The 15823-nt window shown below is 71.0% G+C and carries 12 protein-coding genes and 2 pseudogenes; 6 read left to right on the forward strand and 8 right to left on the reverse strand.

Annotated elements, in window-relative coordinates; all coding sequences use genetic code 11:
- The first annotated feature begins 122 nt into the window (after window positions 1-122).
- Entirely contained in the window at window positions 123-1046 is a 924-nt protein-coding gene (locus tag SGFS_RS26535) for an IS5 family transposase (RefSeq protein WP_286253989.1), read from the forward strand.
- A 32-nt stretch (window positions 1047-1078) separates the two neighbouring features.
- On the opposite strand, the pseudogene SGFS_RS26540 reads toward SGFS_RS26535, so the two are convergent.
- The 5 genes and pseudogenes from SGFS_RS26540 to SGFS_RS26560 form a co-directional block, all read right to left on the reverse strand.
- Window positions 1079-1321, reverse strand: a pseudogene (locus tag SGFS_RS26540) (GNAT family N-acetyltransferase); the annotation flags it as partial.
- 5 nt (window positions 1322-1326) lie between these two features.
- Window positions 1327-2958 (reverse strand): transposase, encoded by a 1632-nt coding sequence (locus SGFS_RS26545; RefSeq protein ID WP_286253990.1) that lies wholly within the window; start codon window positions 2956-2958, stop codon window positions 1327-1329.
- Between the two features lie 156 nt (window positions 2959-3114).
- Complete coding sequence (locus SGFS_RS26550) at window positions 3115-3588, reverse strand: GNAT family N-acetyltransferase (RefSeq protein ID WP_350284015.1); 474 nt, start codon at window positions 3586-3588, stop codon at window positions 3115-3117.
- 80 nt (window positions 3589-3668) lie between these two features.
- Window positions 3669-4094, reverse strand: a complete 426-nt coding sequence (locus tag SGFS_RS26555; protein ID WP_286253992.1) for a Zn-ribbon domain-containing OB-fold protein — start codon at window positions 4092-4094, stop codon at window positions 3669-3671.
- Entirely contained in the window at window positions 4091-4540 is a 450-nt protein-coding gene (locus tag SGFS_RS26560; RefSeq protein WP_286253993.1) for a DoxX family membrane protein, read from the reverse strand. Before SGFS_RS26560 ends, SGFS_RS26555 begins: the two co-directional genes overlap by 4 nt.
- A gap of 325 nt (window positions 4541-4865) precedes the next feature.
- Here SGFS_RS26560 and SGFS_RS26565 point away from each other — a divergent pair, with 325 nt between their 5' ends.
- A complete protein-coding gene (locus SGFS_RS26565) occupies window positions 4866-6089 on the forward strand; it encodes a flavin-containing monooxygenase (protein ID WP_286253995.1) in 1224 nt (407 codons plus the stop codon).
- 124 nt (window positions 6090-6213) lie between these two features.
- Here the strand turns inward: SGFS_RS26565 and SGFS_RS26570 are convergent, their stop codons facing one another.
- Window positions 6214-7545: a COG1361 family protein gene (locus tag SGFS_RS26570; RefSeq protein WP_286253997.1), complete on the reverse strand. Its 1332-nt coding sequence runs from the start codon at window positions 7543-7545 to the stop codon at window positions 6214-6216.
- Window positions 7546-7835: 290 nt separating this feature from the next.
- Between SGFS_RS26570 and SGFS_RS26575 the strand changes: the two genes are divergently transcribed.
- The 3 genes from SGFS_RS26575 (at window position 7836) to SGFS_RS26585 (ending at window position 11688) form a co-directional block, all read left to right on the forward strand.
- Complete coding sequence (locus SGFS_RS26575) at window positions 7836-10088, forward strand: acetate--CoA ligase family protein (protein WP_286253999.1); 2253 nt, start codon at window positions 7836-7838, stop codon at window positions 10086-10088.
- Window positions 10089-10146: 58 nt separating this feature from the next.
- On the forward strand, window positions 10147-10974 hold the full coding sequence (locus SGFS_RS26580) for an enoyl-CoA hydratase/isomerase family protein (RefSeq protein ID WP_286254000.1): 828 nt from the start codon (window positions 10147-10149) through the stop codon (window positions 10972-10974).
- Window positions 10975-11067: 93 nt separating this feature from the next.
- Window positions 11068-11688: a flavin reductase family protein gene (locus SGFS_RS26585; protein WP_286254002.1), complete on the forward strand. Its 621-nt coding sequence runs from the start codon at window positions 11068-11070 to the stop codon at window positions 11686-11688.
- A gap of 291 nt (window positions 11689-11979) precedes the next feature.
- Here the strand turns inward: SGFS_RS26585 and SGFS_RS26590 are convergent, their stop codons facing one another.
- On the reverse strand, window positions 11980-13359 hold the full coding sequence (locus SGFS_RS26590) for an MFS transporter (protein WP_286254004.1): 1380 nt from the start codon (window positions 13357-13359) through the stop codon (window positions 11980-11982).
- A gap of 70 nt (window positions 13360-13429) precedes the next feature.
- Here SGFS_RS26590 and SGFS_RS26595 point away from each other — a divergent pair.
- A pseudogene (locus tag SGFS_RS26595) lies at window positions 13430-14434 on the forward strand (GlxA family transcriptional regulator); the annotation flags it as partial.
- Here the strand turns inward: SGFS_RS26595 and SGFS_RS26600 are convergent.
- Complete coding sequence (locus SGFS_RS26600; RefSeq protein ID WP_434028075.1) at window positions 14375-15802, reverse strand: MFS transporter; 1428 nt, start codon at window positions 15800-15802, stop codon at window positions 14375-14377. The pseudogene SGFS_RS26595 and the gene SGFS_RS26600 overlap by 60 nt on opposite strands.
- Window positions 15803-15823: the final 21 nt, after the last annotated feature.

Consider the following 15823-nt stretch of genomic DNA (forward strand, 5'->3'; position numbering starts at 1 on the left):
TGAGAGCCCGTGAACAAACTGATCGTCGTGGGCGGGCGGGAATCGAAGAAGTGACGTGCACGGCCAGGACCTCTTGGTAGCAACTGCGGTGTCGAAGCCCAGTCGCGCCAAGAGGTCCTGTCATGCCGTTGTACGCCCCTGCCGCCCCCGCTGTCTCCCCGGATGGGCAAGCCGACTGCCCGTGTCTGGCCTGCCGGTTCGGCCACGGCCGCCGTCATCCGGCCCGCTCCCGCCGCTACACCTCGGACACCACGGACAGGGAATGGCAGGTCATCGCAGCTGTACTGCCGTGGCCGGCATGGCTGGACGGCAACGGCGGGCGGCCGGAGGCGTACTGCCGCTGGCTGATCGTGGACGCGATCTTCTACGTCGCGGACAACGGCAACAAGTGGCGCAGCCTGCCGGGCGACTTCCCGCACTGGCGCACGGTGCACACCATCTTCACCCGGTGGTGGCAGGACGGAAGCGTCGACGCCATCCACAATGACCTGCGCGACGAGGTCCGCCGGTCCGAGGGCCGGGACACCGACCCGACCGCCGCGATCATCGACTCGCAGTCGGTACGCGCCGCCGAGACCGTCGGCGCCGACAGCCGCGGGTACGACGCCGGCAAGAAGGTGGCGGGCCGCAAGCGCCACGTGATCGTGGACACGATCGGCCTGCTCCTGATCGTCATGGTCACCAGCGCCAGCGTGCAGGACCGCGACGGAGCCCGCCCCGCACTGGCACACCTGCGTGACCTTTTCGAATCGATCATTCTGGTCTGGGCCGACGGCGGTTACGCCGGGAAGCTCGTTACCTGGGCGAAGAAGAAGCTCCAGCTCACGATCGAAATCGTCAAGCGCAACGACGACGTCAAGGGCTTCGTGGTACTGCCCCGCAGGTGGGTGGTGGAACGCACGCTGTCGTGGATCTTCCAGCGCCGCCGCTGCGTACGCGACTGCGTACGGTTACCCGAACACCACGAAGCCATGGTCAAGTGGTCCATGATCATGCTGATGTCACGGCGTCTGGCAGGCACGAAGGACGCCAAACACCGGAAATGATCAGTTTGTTCACGGGGTCTCAGTTCTCCTCCTCAGGAAATCCCACTCGGCTCGGGGTCGGTGACGAGCCGCGCATGGAAATGAGCGTCCCGGAACGCGTCATGCCGCTCGGCCTCGAACATCGCCCCACGCATGGTCCCCTCGTACGCGTACCCACATCGCTCGGCGACCCGACAGGACGCGTCATGCCCGACGGCGTGGTCCAGCTCCAGCCGGTGGAGGCCGAGTTCGGTGAAGGCCCAGCGGGTGAGAACCTCGAGGGACCGGGTGGCGACCGTTCCTAGAGACTGAGCGGGAGTGAGTCCTGTTGCCAGAACCCATGCTCAGTCGAACGCCCCGGACGGTGTTGGGCGTTCTGGTTGCCCGCGTTCACTCCGCGCCCAGCGCCTACGGATCGTGTCCGTGGTCCGGGGATGCGGGGGCGGGTTTCCTCACGCCCGGGAACACGCCGATCGGCCTGGACGGTCCGATGCCCCACCGCATCACTCCGGTGTGGTGGGGGCGGTGTCGTCCGTCGCCGGATCGGGTGTCCCTGGGCGCGCCTTCCGATCGCCACGGCGGCAGCCTCATGGCGAGTGGTCTTACGTGTCGTGCTGGTGAGGGGTTTGTGCCAGTGGTGGGCTCCCCAGCGGCTGGTGTAGGCGGGGTCGACGGCGATGACCGCGATCCCCGTGGCGTCGGTCATCGAGGACAGGCGGGCGCGGAGTTTGCCGGTGGGCATGCCGGAGATCAGCTGCCGGAAGCGTTTCCTGCGGCCGTGCTTCTCCCGGGTCTTCTCGGCGGCGAAGTCCAGGTCCTCCACCGCGATCGCGCGCACGCCGCGCGTGTTCGCCCAGTGCAGGAGGCGGGTGAGGGCGTGGCGGACCTGGGCGTCGCGGTGTTCGGCGGTGCCGGTGAGGTCGTAGGAGAAGCGGCGCGGGCTGCCGGTGGGGTTGCCGTGGGGGTCGAGGTGCCAGGCGGCGAGGTGGTCGGCGTTCATGTCGACGCCGATCACCCCGTGGGCGAGCGCGGCCTCGATGGGCAGGGTCGGGGTGGGCGGGAGCTGCCAGGACGCGGTCACATACCAGCGGTCCCGGCTCGTATCGAGGTGGATACGGTAGGCGATCGCCCGGTCGGCCGCGACGCGGTCGGCCCACTCCTCACCCCGGTGCGCGAACGCGACCCGGCAGGCCAGGACATAGCGGCCGTGCGGGGCGTTGGCCAGATGAGCGAGCGGTGCGGGGAGTTTGAGGCTCACCTCGCCGTCGGGGGTGACACGGATCGTCTCGTTGCCGTAGCGCTTGCCGGACTCACCGTCCGCCTGGCAGAACCAGCGCTCCGCCTCCCACCGCCCACGCCATCCGGACTCCGTCAGCCCGGCTGCCTCCAGGTGGTGCCGGGCGCGGGCCAGCCGTTTGCCGCCACGCACGACACGGACGATGCCGGCCTCGCGGTCGGCCCGCACGGCAGCCAGCTGGTCTTCCAGTACCCGCAGCCGCCGCGACTTCGCATGCCACTCCCGTCGGGACCGGTAACCGCCCGGGTCGTGCTTGGTCCCTTTGTGCCCGACCGGCAGGGACAGCCGGTGCTCGATGGTGCGGATGCCGGCTTCCAGGTTCTGCAGGTGCGCCGACTGGCAGCGGCGGGCCAGCGCCCACTGGTCGTGCGTGGCCTTGGTGATCGACCCCGCCCACCGCGACGACGACAACGGCGTCAGCTCCCGCTTACGCACCGCCCACGCCTGACCGGAATGCGAAAGACCGTCCCGGCAGCGCGCCTTGAGGTCCTTCGCCGCCAGCGACCCCAGATGCGCACCCACCAGACGCAGCACCTTCTCATCCCCGGGCGTCAGGGGCCCGAGGCGGGCCCGGACGGCCACACCAGACGGACCGGGAGTGACGAACGACGCCGCGATACTCCGCAGCTCACCCACCCCTGTCACCCCCTGCCCGAACCCACCCGAAGAACCCGTCGCCATGAACAACGAGCGCCACCCGTGCAGGTCACCCATTCGATGCAAGAACGTCAGTACCCCGCTGAAACCCGCCCCCACGGCCCAGACACGCGACCCGGCACAGACCACCCACACTCACTCCCACTCACCAGAACGCTCTTGAACCCCCCGACCACGGGCTTCGGGCAGCACCCAGTACCCGACGACGGCCCGACGCATGAACGTATCGATGCCGTTCAGCCCGATCTGCCCGAGCGTGGCCCCGGTCTCCGCGTCGACGATCCGGAAGGCGCAGGACTTCCCGTCCGCGTCCCAGCGCGCCCGCTCCCGCAACGACTCCCGGGCGTCCTCGACCGTCTCCTCCAGGGAGATGGGCGTGTTCCACCGCCTGAACTCCGGATCGGTACGCCCCCGGAACCACGCGTCGACATCGGCGTCGGACTCGGCGTCCCAGGAGCAGAAACGCAGGCCGAGGCCGTGGGGCTCGGGGCGGGAGGGGTTCTCTGTGCGGGGGGCTTCGAAGGCCGCCTGGGGGCCTTCGAGGGTTCCGGAAACTCCGGGCGCTTCAGGTGGGCCGGGCGCTTCAGGTGCTTCAGGTGGGCCGGGCACTTCAGTCGCTTCGGGTGCTTCAGGCGCTTCGGGTGCTCGCTCATCCGTCTCATTCACCGGGTCATTGAAACCCGTACACGTCACTCACAGGGCTTGAATTTCGGCACGACGAACCCCTCCACGTCCTCGAACACCATCTCGAGCCCCATCCCCACCCGCAGCCCCACCCCTGCCTTCGCGCCCGGCGGCACATCGCACTCCACGACCTCGGTCATCATCCGGGGCCCCTCGTCGAGATCCACGACGGCGGCGACGTACGGCGTGCGCTGCCCGAAGGGCGGCAGGTCGTTGCGGTGGACGACGGACCAGGTGTAGAGCGTGGCGCGCCCGCAGGCCCGCTCCCAGGCCACGTCCTCGCTCCAGCAGTACGGGCAGAACTCCCGGGGATAGTGGTGAGGCCGCCCACAGGCAGCACACCGCCGCAGCAACAGCACGCCCTCGGCCGCCGCGTCCCAGTAGGTACGGGTGAAGGCATCGACATCGGGAAGATCGAACCGCGCGCTCACCGGAACAACCCGAGGAGGTTGTCGACCGACCAGTCCTGCCAGGCCATCCCGAACAACCCCACGACCGAGATGAGCGCCATCATCGAGTTCTGCCCCTGCTCGGCCCAGTCGTGGATCATCAGCACGAGATAGACGAGGTTGAGCAGCAGCCCCCCGACGAGGGCGACGGGGGTGAGAAACCCGAGGATGAGCCCGAGCCCGAGAGCCAGCTCCGCGTACAACACGACGTACGCCATGACCTTCGGCCGAGGCTTCACGACCACCGCGAACCCGCTCCGCACCACCTCCCACCGATGCTTTGCCGCCACATCGGCCGCCCAGGCGATCCCGCTCCCCTCGAACCAGGCCTTCTTGTCCTTGTGCCGCCAACTCTCCAGCCACCAGACCCCGAGCCCGATACGGAGAACGGCCAGCCATTCGCCACCGGTGAGCCAGATCGTGTCCATGGGGTGCGTCCTTCCGCATCCGCGCGGTTTCTGACGGTACGTCAGTTCAGCGGATGGGGGGTGCGGGCGCAAGAGTGGCGTCAGCTCCAGCAAGCACGCCCGCAGCACCCACGGAGCACTCCGGCGTAGCCCAGCAGCACCCACGCAGCACTCCGGCGTATCCCCGCAGGACCCCCGGCCCCCCGAAGCGCGCCACAGCCTCGCCACATTCCGACCGCCCTACGCCACGAGCCCCACCCACACCTCCTACAGCCGTGATCAATCCGCAACCAATTCCGGTCTTGACCGAGACCCATCAAGTGAGCTGGTGATTACCCTCAGCCATATGACCGACTTGACCGACCCCACCGCGTCCCCGGCCCCGGCCCCCGCCGACCGCCCCGTCTACGTCATCGGCGGCGGCCCCGGCGGCCTCGCCGCGGCGCACGCGCTGCGGGCGCAGGGTGTGCGGGCGGTCGTGCTGGAGAAGTCGGACAAGGTCGGGGCGTCGTGGCGGGGGCACTACGACCGGCTCCATCTGCACACGACCCGGCGGCTGTCGGCCCTGCCCGGCCTGCCCATGCCGCGCCGCTTCGGGCGGTGGGTGTCCCGGGACAACGTGGTCCGGTATCTGGAGAAGTACGCCGAGCACCATGAGCTGGAGATCGTCACCGGTGTCGAGGTGTCGCGCGTCGAGCGGGCGGAGGACGGCAACAGCTGGCTGCTGCACGCCACCGGCGGTCGCGAACTGGCCGCCGGCGCGGTCGTTGTCGCCACCGGGTACAACCACACCCCGCACCTCCCCGAGTGGCCCGGCCGGGACTCGTACTCGGGCGAACTCGTGCACGCCTCCGCCTACCGCAACCCCGAGCCCTACACCGGCCGCGACGTCCTCGTCGTCGGCGTCGGCAACACCGGCGCCGAGATCGCCGTCGATCTGGTGGAGGGGGGCGCGGGGAGCGTACGGCTGTCCGTGCGGACCGCTCCGCACATCGTGCGCCGGTCCACCGCCGGGTGGGCCGCCCAGTACACCGGCGTCCTCGTACGGCGGCTCCCGGTCGCCCTCGTGGACCGGCTCGCCAAGCCGATGGCGAAGCTCAGCGTGCCCGACCTGTCGGCGCACGGCCTGCCCCGGCCCGCCACCGGGCTCTACTCCCGCGTCAAGGAGGGCGCCGTCCCCGTGCAGGACGTCGGCCTCATCGACGCCGTGAAGAAGGGGCGGGTCGAGATCGTCGGCGCGGTCGAGGGCTTCGAGGACGGCAAGGTCGCGCTCGCCGACGGCGGCCGCGTCGAGGTCGACGCGGTGATCGCCGCCACCGGCTACCGGCGCGCCCTGGAGGGGCTCGTCGGGCACCTCGACGTCCTCGACGGGCGCGGCAAGCCCGTCGTCCACGGCCCGCGCTCCCCCAAGAACGCGCCCGGCCTCTACTTCACCGGCTTCACCAACCCCATCTCCGGCATGTTCCGCGAACTCGCCCTCGACGCCGAGAAGATCGCCAAGGCCGTCGCCCGCGCGGGCGGGGTCGCCACGCGCGACGCGGTCACCGTGGAGGGCCGCACCGCGCGCTGAACCCCGAGCCCCTATGGCTGATCGCCGCGCGCTGAGCGCCGAGCCGCTACGACTGGTTCCCCGCGCGCTGGACACCGAGCCCCTACGGCTGGTTCCCCGCGCGCTGGACACCGAGCCCCTACGGCTAGTTCACGGTCAGCACCGCCGTGTTGTTGCTCTTGTCCGGGTCGAACGTGAACTGCCCGAACTCCGGGTGGATGCTGATCTCGCCGGTCGCCCCGGCGGTCACCGTGTCTATCCGGAGCTTGAAGGCGAACGTCCGTTCCGTGTCCTCAAGGACCCAGTACGGCATGGCGCAGTCGTAGCGCGGGGCGCCCGTGCGGTTCGGGTAGGAGCCGCCGGAGAGGGTGCGCGGCTCGCAGTCCTCGGGGGCGGTGGTGACCGTCGTGCCCGACGGGACCACGAAGCGGACGTTGGCCACCGGGTCGCCGGAGCCGAGGTTGCCCAGCCAGGCCGGGCCGTTGTTCTTGAACGTGACCGGGGCCGTGACCGTCTCGCCCGCCGCCCCCGTGACCGCCGCGCCCCGGGCCGAGAAGTCGGCGGTGTTGTCGGCGCCTATCTGCAGGGCCAGGTAGTTGTCCCCGTCCTCGATGTCGGCGACGCCGCCGCCCGGCTCGACGCTGATGTCCAGCCGCTCCTTCATCGCGTACCCGGCGAGCGCCACCCGCAGCGGCTCGGGCAGCTCGAAGGACTCACCGGGTGCCAGCTCCTGGTCGAAGACACAGGTCGCGTTCCTGAACGGCGCGTACTCCGTGCCGCCCGTCGTCGTGTACGTGCACGCGTCGTACCTGGTCAGGTACTCCAGCCCGTACGACCCCATGAACCTCACCTTGAAGCCATGGGCCGTCTCGACGCCCTTGTTGGTGAGGGCGAAGGGGATCGTCTGTGTGCCGCCGGGCCGCGCGTGCTCGATCGGGTCGACGTCGGCGAGCGCGAGGTCGGGGCCGCCGGCGATCCTGAGCGTGCTGTCGAAGCTGTCCGCGGGCGCGGTGAGCGTGCCCTCCGGGCCGCCGGTCGCCGTCGCCCCGTAGGTGATCCGGCCCTGCGCCCCGGCCTCCGCGCCCTCGGCGGCCCGGACCGTGAGCTGGATCTGCTCGTCGTAGTCGGGCCCGATCACCGGCACCTCGGGCACGTCGCACACCGCCGTCGTACCGCTCGGCGCGCAGTTCTCCGGCCAGGTCACGTCCGCGATCCCGGCCAGCCCGGAGACGTCCACGGTGACCTTGCCGTCGGTCACGGTGAAGTTGTCGTTGTCGTGGTAGAGGCCGATGTCGAGCGTACGGCTCTGGCCCTGCTCGCCGTCCGCCCCGATCGGCAGGCTCTGCTCGTACGGCACGCCGATCCACAGCTGGTCGGTCTGCGGTTCGTCGGCGGCGAGCGCGGGCGTGGCGAATCCCGCCGCCAACAGCCCGGCCGCGGCCGCGACCGCCGTGGCGGCGACTGCGAGTCGTCTCATGTGTTCCCCCTGGTTCTTGTCCTGTGGTTCAGCAGTTCGACGATCAAGGTGGTGCGAAAGTTGTAGCCGTGGCGGGCGTAAACGACTGACCGTCGTCCGGCGCGGGTACACCCCTCGTACCGCCTTAGCGCCACCTCGTACCGACCCGTACCGCTCCGTAACTTTGCCCGCACGACCCATTCCTGACATTGCGTCAGTTCAGTAGTCTGAAATCTGACGCTGTGTCAGCTACGGATCGCGTAGCCGTGCCTCGTCAGTGAATTGGCTGTCACACAGGAGCGGGCGGACCGATGCTTGGATCAACCCACGGCACCCTCACCACCGACTCCCGCCGGGCCCGGGCCATCGCCTGCGGCGAGCATCCGGCACAGGTCGTGCACGGCAGGCCCGCTGAGGACGGCGACCTGGACGTCAGCGGGCGCCCGCTGTACGCCGCCGTCCCCGACCTCGACCGGTTTTTCCGGCCCGAGTCCGTGGCCGTGATCGGCGCCTCGGACACCGACGGGCGGCCGAACACGGGCATCACCCGCCAGTTGCTCGCCTGGGCCGAACGGGTCGGCGCCCGGCTGCATCCGGTGCACCCCACTCGTCAGTCCGTCTTCGGCATCCCCTGCTCCCCTTCCGTCGCCGACCTGCCCGAACAGGTCGACCTGGCCGTACTGCTCGTCTCCGATCCCCTTCCTCTGGTGGGCGAACTGGCCGAGGCCAAGGTGAAGTTCGCCGTCGCCTTCGCCTCCGGTTTCGCGGAGACGGGGGAGGCGGGCGCGGCCGCGCAGGAGCGGCTCGCCGCCGCCGTGGCCGGCTCCGGCGGGTTGCGGCTGCTCGGCCCGAACACCAACCTCAACGCCTTCGAACGCTTCCGCGACGATCTCGACGGACCGGCGATCGCGCTGATCACCCAGTCCGGCCACCAGGGCCGCCCCGTCTTCTCCCTCCAGGAACTCGGCATCCGCCTCTCCCACTGGGCCCCCACCGGCAACGAGGCCGACCTGGAGACCGCCGACTTCATCTCCTACTTCGCCGAACGCCCCGAGGTCGGCGCCATCGCCGCCTATGTCGAGGGCCTCAAGGACGGCCGCGCGTTCCTCCTCGCCGCCGACCGGGCCGCCCGGCGCGGCGTCCCCGTCGTCGCCGTCAAGGTCGGCCGCACCGAGACCGGCGCCCGCACCGCCGCCTCCCACACCGGCAAGCTGACCGGCGCGGACGCGGTGGTCGACGCGGCGATGCGGCAGTACGGGGTGATCCGCGTCGACGGGCTCGACGAACTCCAGGACACGGCCACCCTGTTGGCGCGCTCACGCCGCCCCCGCACTCCGGCTTCGGCTCAACCGAGGGCCGAAGGCGTCGTCGTCTATTCGATCTCGGGCGGCACGGGCGCGCACTTCGCCGACCTGGCCACGGAGGCCGGGCTGCCCCTGCCCACGCTCTCGGAGGCCAAGCAGGCCGAGCTGCACCAGTGGATCCCGGACTATCTGAGCGTGGCCAACCCCGTCGACAACGGGGGCCACCCCGTGGGCGACTGGCGCGGTCCCCGCATCCTCGACGCGATCCTCGACGACCCGGAGGTCGGGGTGCTGATCTGCCCCATCACCGGGCCCTTCCCGCCGATGAGCGACAAGCTCGCCCAGGACCTGGTGGACGCGGCGGAGCGGACGGACAAGCTGGTGTGCGTGGTGTGGGGGTCGCCGGTGGGCACCGAGGCCGCGTACCGCGAGACCCTGCTCGGCTCGTCCCGCGTGGCGACCTTCCGCACCTTCGCCAACTGCATCACGGCCGTGCGCGCCCACCTCGACCACACCCGCTTCACCACCGCCTACCGCTCCCCCTTCGACGAGGCACCGCGCACCCCCTCCCCCTCCTTCCGCAAGGCGAAGGCACTGATGCGGCCCGGTCAGCAGCTGAGCGAGCACGCGGCCAAGCAGCTGCTGCGCGCCTACGGGATACGGGTGCCGCGCGAGCAGTTGGTGACCAGCGCGGCGGCGGCCGTACGCGCGGCGAGCCTCGTCGGCTACCCCGTGGTGATGAAGGCGTCCGGCGCTCGGATCGCCCACAAGACGGAGCTCGGCCTGGTGAAGGTCGGCCTGACCTCCGCCAGCCAGATCCGCGACGCCTATCGCGAGCTGACCGACATCGCCCGCTACGAGGACGTCTCCCTCGACGGCGTGCTCGTCTGCCAGATGGTCGAGCGGGGTGTGGAGATGGTCGTGGGCGTCACGCACGACGACCTCTTCGGCCCGACGGTCACGGTCGGCCTCGGCGGGGTCCTCGTCGAGGTCCTGCGCGACTCCGCCGTGCTTGTGCCGCCCTTCGGCGAGGACCAGGCCCGCGCCATGCTCACCGAACTGCGCGGGCGGGCCCTGCTGGACGGGGTCCGCGGGGCTCCCCCGGCCGACGTGGACGCCCTGGTGGAGGTCGTGCTCCGCGTGCAGCGCATGGCGCTCGAACTGGGGGACGACATCGCCGAGTTGGACATCAATCCGCTGATGGTGCTGCCGAGGGGGCAGGGGGCCGTGGCCCTGGACGCGCTGGCGATATGCCGCTGAGGGCACCCACCAGCGCCGTAGGACTTCCCTCACTCCCCGTAAGAAAAGGGCAACCAACATGTCCGACTCCCCCCTTGAACCTCCCGAAAAATCCCGTGACTCATTGATACTGCACGCCACTGACAACGCGATCTCGTGGATCACCCTCAACCGGCCGGAGGCGATGAACGCCATCACCACTGACCAGCGAGAACGTCTGATTCACCTGCTTTCCGAAGCCTCCGCAGACCCCGCCGTGCGCGCGGTCGTGATCACCGCGACGGGCCGCGGCTTCTGCGCGGGCGCGGACCTTCGCGGGGCGTCGGCAGCCGTCGGCGAACGGATCCCCGGCGACGTGTCGCGCGTCATCCGCCTCGGCGCCCAGCGCCTGATCGCGGCCGTACTGGACTGCGAGAAACCGGTGATCGCGGCGGTGAACGGCACCGCGGCCGGCATCGGCGCGCACCTCGCCTTCGCCTGCGACCTGGTCCTCGCGACCGAACAGGCCCGCTTCATCGAGGTGTTCGTACGTCGCGGCCTCGTCCCCGACGGCGGCGGCGCCTATCTCCTGCCCCGCCTGATCGGCCCCCAGCGGGCGAAGGAACTGATGTTCTTCGGCGACGCGCTCACGGCCCCCGACGCGGAACGGCTCGGCCTGGTCAACCGCGTGCTCCCCGCCGAGGACCTGGAGAAGACCGCCCGCGCATGGGCCGAACGCCTCGCCGCGGGCCCCACCCGCACCCTCGCCCTCACCAAACAGCTCGTGAACGCCTCCCTCGACACCGACCGCACCACCGCCTTCACCGCCGAGGCCGCCGCCCAGGAGATCAACATGACGACGGCGGACGCGCGGGAGGGCGTGGCGAGCTTCGCGGAGCGGCGCACACCGAGGTTCGAGGGCCGTTAGGGCCTGTCACGAACAGAACACGACGATCCCCAGGTGACCGGGCCCGCGCGGCCCTTCACTTCTGATGCACCGTCAGGTTCACTGGGTGATGTGATGGGACACGCGGGAATGGCAGCGGCGGCCGTCCGTTTTCTGAGGTCGGCCGGTACGGGTACGGCGCCGGTGGATGCCTTGCCGCGCCCCGAGTTGCGCTGTGTACGCGAAGACGAACGCGCCCCCGTCGCCCCGGCCGAGTTCCGCCGCGTCCTGGGCGACTTCGCGACGGGCGTGACCGTGATCACCGCCCCGGCGGCCGAGGACGACGGCGAGAACGGAACCGGCGCGACGGGCCCCGCCGGCTTCGCCTGCCAGTCCTTCTCCTCCCTCTCCCTCGACCCGCCCCTCGTCGTGTTCATGGTCGGCCGTACGTCGACGACCTGGCCGCGCATCGCCCGGGCGGGCGTGTTCTGCGTGAACGTGCTGAGCGCCGACCAGGCCGAGCTGTGCCGGGGCTTCGCGGTGAGCGGGGCGGACAAGTTCGGCGGCGTCGCCTACGACGCGACACCCGTCTCCGGTTCCCCCCGCCTCGCGGGCACCCTGGCCTGGATCGACTGCACGATCCAGGCGGTGCACACGGGCGGCGACCACCTCATCGTGGTCGGCCGGGTGAACGCGCTGGGCAGCGAGAACCCCGACGGCTCGCCCCTGCTGTTCCACAGAGGCCGACTCGGCTGAGCCCCCGCAACGGCACGCCGCCTCTCCTCCACCACGCGCCCGCAACGGCACGCCGCCGCTCCTCCTCCGAGCCCCCACAACAGCACGCCGCCGCTCCTCCTCGCGGCAACCCTCTGGGGCGACTCCACAACGGGCCGGCCGAATCGACAGCAGCGCGGCAGCGCAGCAGCCCGCGATCGAGGAGCTACTGCGCTCTCGGGAGCCCTTCGCGGAGGACCTCTTCGACACGCTGCTGGACGAGCTGCTTTCCGACAGCCACCGAGCCCCCACCAGAGCCATGAGAAACGACGACTAGTGCCCCGCTGCCGCCGGCCGCACCCCCCTGACACGTGGCCGCCGGATCACCAGTGCCATCAGTGTCGCCACCGCGCACAGTGCCCCGGAGGCGTACCAGACGACGTCGTACGAGCCGAACGTGTCGCGGGCGGCGCCGGCGAGGAAGGCCACGAGGGCGGCGCCCAGCTGGTGCGAGGCGAGGACCCAGCCGAAGACGATGGCGCTGTCGTCGCCGTAGTGCGCACGGCACAGGGCCATGGTCGGCGGGACCGTGGCGACCCAGTCGAGGCCGTAGAAGACGATGAAGAAGACCATCGGGAGGTGCACCGAGGGGGCGAGCAGGATGGGGAGGAAGAGCAGCGAGATGCCTCTGAACGCGTAGTACACCGCCAGCAGTCGGCGTGGCTCGAAACGGTCGGTGACCCAGCCGGAGGCGATCGTGCCGAGGACGTCGAAGACGCCGATGACCGCGAGGAGCGAGGCGGCGGCCGTGATGGGCATGCCGTGGTCGTGGGCGGCGGGCACGAAGTGGGTCTGGACGAGGCCGTTCGTGGAGGCGCCGCAGATCGCGAAGGTGCCGGCCAGCAGCCAGAAGGGGCCCGTGCGCACCGCCGAGAACAGCACCTTCAGCGCACGGCGGGCCGCCCCCGTCACCGGCGCCGGCTTCGGCACGAACTCCTTCGCCCCGTACGGCTTCAGGCCCACATCCGCCGGGTGGTCGCGCAGCAGCAACCAGACGAAGGGGACGACGGTCAGGGCCGCGAGGGCGACCGTGACGGCGGCCGGGCGCCAGCGGTACTCGTCGACCAGCCAGGACAGCAACGGCAGGAAGATCAGCTGCCCGGACGCCGAGGCGGCGGTCAGGATGCCCGACACCAGGCCGCGCCGCTCGGTGAACCAGCGGTTGGTGACCGTCGCCGCGAAGGCCAGCGCCATCGAACCGGAGCCGAGGCCCACCAACAGGCCCCAGCAGAGCATCAACTGCCAGGCCGCGGTCATCCACACCGTCGTACCCGAGCCGAGCGCGATCACCACCAGGGCGAACGCGACCACGCGCCGGATGCCGAAGCGGTCCATGAGCGCGGCGGCGAAGGGTGCCGTCAGGCCGTACAGCGCGAGGTTGATCGAGACCGCCGCGGAGATCGTGCCGCGCGACCAGTCGAACTCCTGGTGCAGCGGGTCGATGAGCAGCCCCGGCAACGACCGGAAGGCCGCCGCGCCGGTGATCGTCACGAAGGTGACAGCGGCGACGAACCAGGCCCGGTGGACCCCGGAAAGAGACCGGGATGCGCGGTGGTCCGTGGGCTCCTGAGCGGTCGACTCCTGAGCGGTTGGCTCCTGAGCGGTCGACTCCTGATCCGTGGGCCCGGTGTGCGATGCGGCTGCCTGCTTCATGCCATCAGCTTCAAGCCATCACCACCGACGCGCGAGTGGCCGAAAAGACAGCCTTCGCTAGGATCGGGCCCTGCCCACGGATGCCGCGGCCCGGCAGGCCGCCCCCTCCGCCCGCCACCGCGTCGTCGTCCTCGCCCTCGACGGCCTGCTCCCCTTCGAGCTGGGCATCCCGCAGCGCATCTTCGGCAAGGCCCGGGACACGGGGGGACAGCCGCTGTACGACATCGTCACCTGCTCGATCCGGCCGCCGGGCCCGGTGGAGACGGACGCCGACTTCGCGATCCTCGTCCCGAACGGCCCGGAGGCCCTCGCCACCGCCGACACGGTCGTCGTCCCGGCCTCGTACGAGCTGGGACCCGTGTACGAGGAGGGGGTCCTCACCCCGGAACTGACCGCCGCCCTCGCCCACATCCGCCCCGGCACCCGCCTCGTCTCCATCTGCACCGGCGGCTACCTCCTGGCCGCCGCCGGCTATCTGGACGGCCGCCCGGCGACCACGCACTGGTACCACGCCGAGCACTTCCAACGCCTCTTCCCCAAGATCAAGGTCAACGCGGACGTCCTCTTCGTCGACGACGGGGACGTCCTGACCTCCGCCGGCGTGGCGTCCGGGATCGACCTGTGCCTGCATCTCGTACGGCGCGACCACGGCACGGCGGTCGCCAACGACGTGGCCCGGCGCACGGTCGTACCGCCGCACCGTGACGGGGGCCAGGCCCAGTACATCCAGCGTCCCCTTCCCGAGCCGCAGACAGCGACCACCACCGCCGCGCGCGCCTGGGCGCTGGGCCGCCTGCACGAACCGATCCAGCTCCGCGACATGGCCGAGCAGGAGTCCATGTCGGTGCGCACCTTCACCCGCCGCTTCCGCGAGGAGGCCGGCATCAGCCCCGGCCAGTGGCTCACCCGGCAACGCGTCGAACGTGCCCGTCACCTCCTGGAGTCCACCGACCTCTCCATGGACCAGATCGCCCACGACGCGGGCTTCGGCACGGCCCAGTCGATGCGACAGCACCTACAGGCAGCGCTCGGAGTCACACCGACCAGCTATCGGCGCACCTTCCGGGCCGGGGCCGCGGCCGGCACCGAGGTCGACAGCCGCCCCGATCTCACCGGCGGCACCGAAGTCGCCAGCCGTACCCAGACCACCGGCGGCACCGGGATCGACAGCAGTACCGAGACCACCGGCGGCACCAGGATCCATAGCCGTTCCGGGATCGACAGCCGTACCCAGATCGTCGGCGGTGCCGAGACCAACGCACAGCCCCACACCCGCCCTTGAGCCGTCACGACGAACCTCCCCCCACCAGCCGAGCCCCGTCAGCAGCAGCGTCACCAGCACGCCGGCCAGAACGGCCGTGGACGGCGCCACCACCTGGAGAAGACCTCCGGCGAGGGAACCCGTAGCCGCGTAACCCGCGCCCGCCGCCGCGTACATCACGGAGTACCCGGCGGCGACCGCGCCCGGCGGCACGGCCTCGCGCAGGGACAGGTTGCGGGTGATCAGCGCGCCCGACTGCAGTGTGCCCGCGAGGACGAGGGCGACCGCGATTCCGGCCGCGCCGGGTATCAGCGCGGCGAGGGTCACGAAGACCGACATGCCGCACATCAGCACCACACTGCGCGCGCGGAGCCGCCCCGGCCAGGGCTTGAGGCCGTACACGAACGCCCCCAGCCCCGCCCCGACCGCCAGGCCCGCCAGCATCGGGCCGGACCAGCCGACGGCGATGCCACGCTGTTCGAGAAGGGCGGGCAGGGTGAGCTCGGTCAGGCCGAGCAGGGTGAGGCTGGCCGCGCCCGTGACGTACACCGGCCAGGCGCGTATCAGGACACGGAGCTTCGACCGGTCCGTCTGCCCGTCCTGCTCCCCCTTGTCCCAGCCGGCGGGCAGCAGCCACATGCCCGCGACCGACGCCGCCATCAGGACGGCCGCGAGGAGCAGCGGCACGCGCGGCGCGACACCGAGGGCGAGACCGGCGACCGCGACCGGGGAGACCGCCCACACCCCGGACATCAGCATCGACTCGGCGGACAGCGCCTGCGCCACGGCCCGCTCCGGGACGAGCGAGGTCAGCATCGCCCGCTGACCACCGGCGACCGCCGCCGGGGCCGCACCGGCCAGGAACGCGAACGCCGCCAGCACGACGGGGTGCGCGTCGGCCAGCACGCCGAGTCCCACGAACCCCACGGTCCCGCCCACGAGCCCGGCGGCCAGATGGCGGCGGCCGTGCGCCGGGTCCAACCGCATCCCGAGCACCGGGGCACAGATGATCTCGCCGATCACATAGGCCGCCGCGAGCGCCGCTCCCAGCGTGTAGCCGCCGGGCCGCTCCCGTACCAGGAAGACCAGGGCCAATGGCGCCATGGCGACCGGCATACGGGAGGCGACGGCTGTGCAGGCCCAGATCAGGACCTGTTTGGAGGCGACGTCTCGGTAGGTCATGCGATGACGGTAGGCGGTGGC

The organism is Streptomyces graminofaciens, from assembly GCF_030294945.1.
Lineage (GTDB): Bacteria > Actinomycetota > Actinomycetes > Streptomycetales > Streptomycetaceae > Streptomyces > Streptomyces graminofaciens.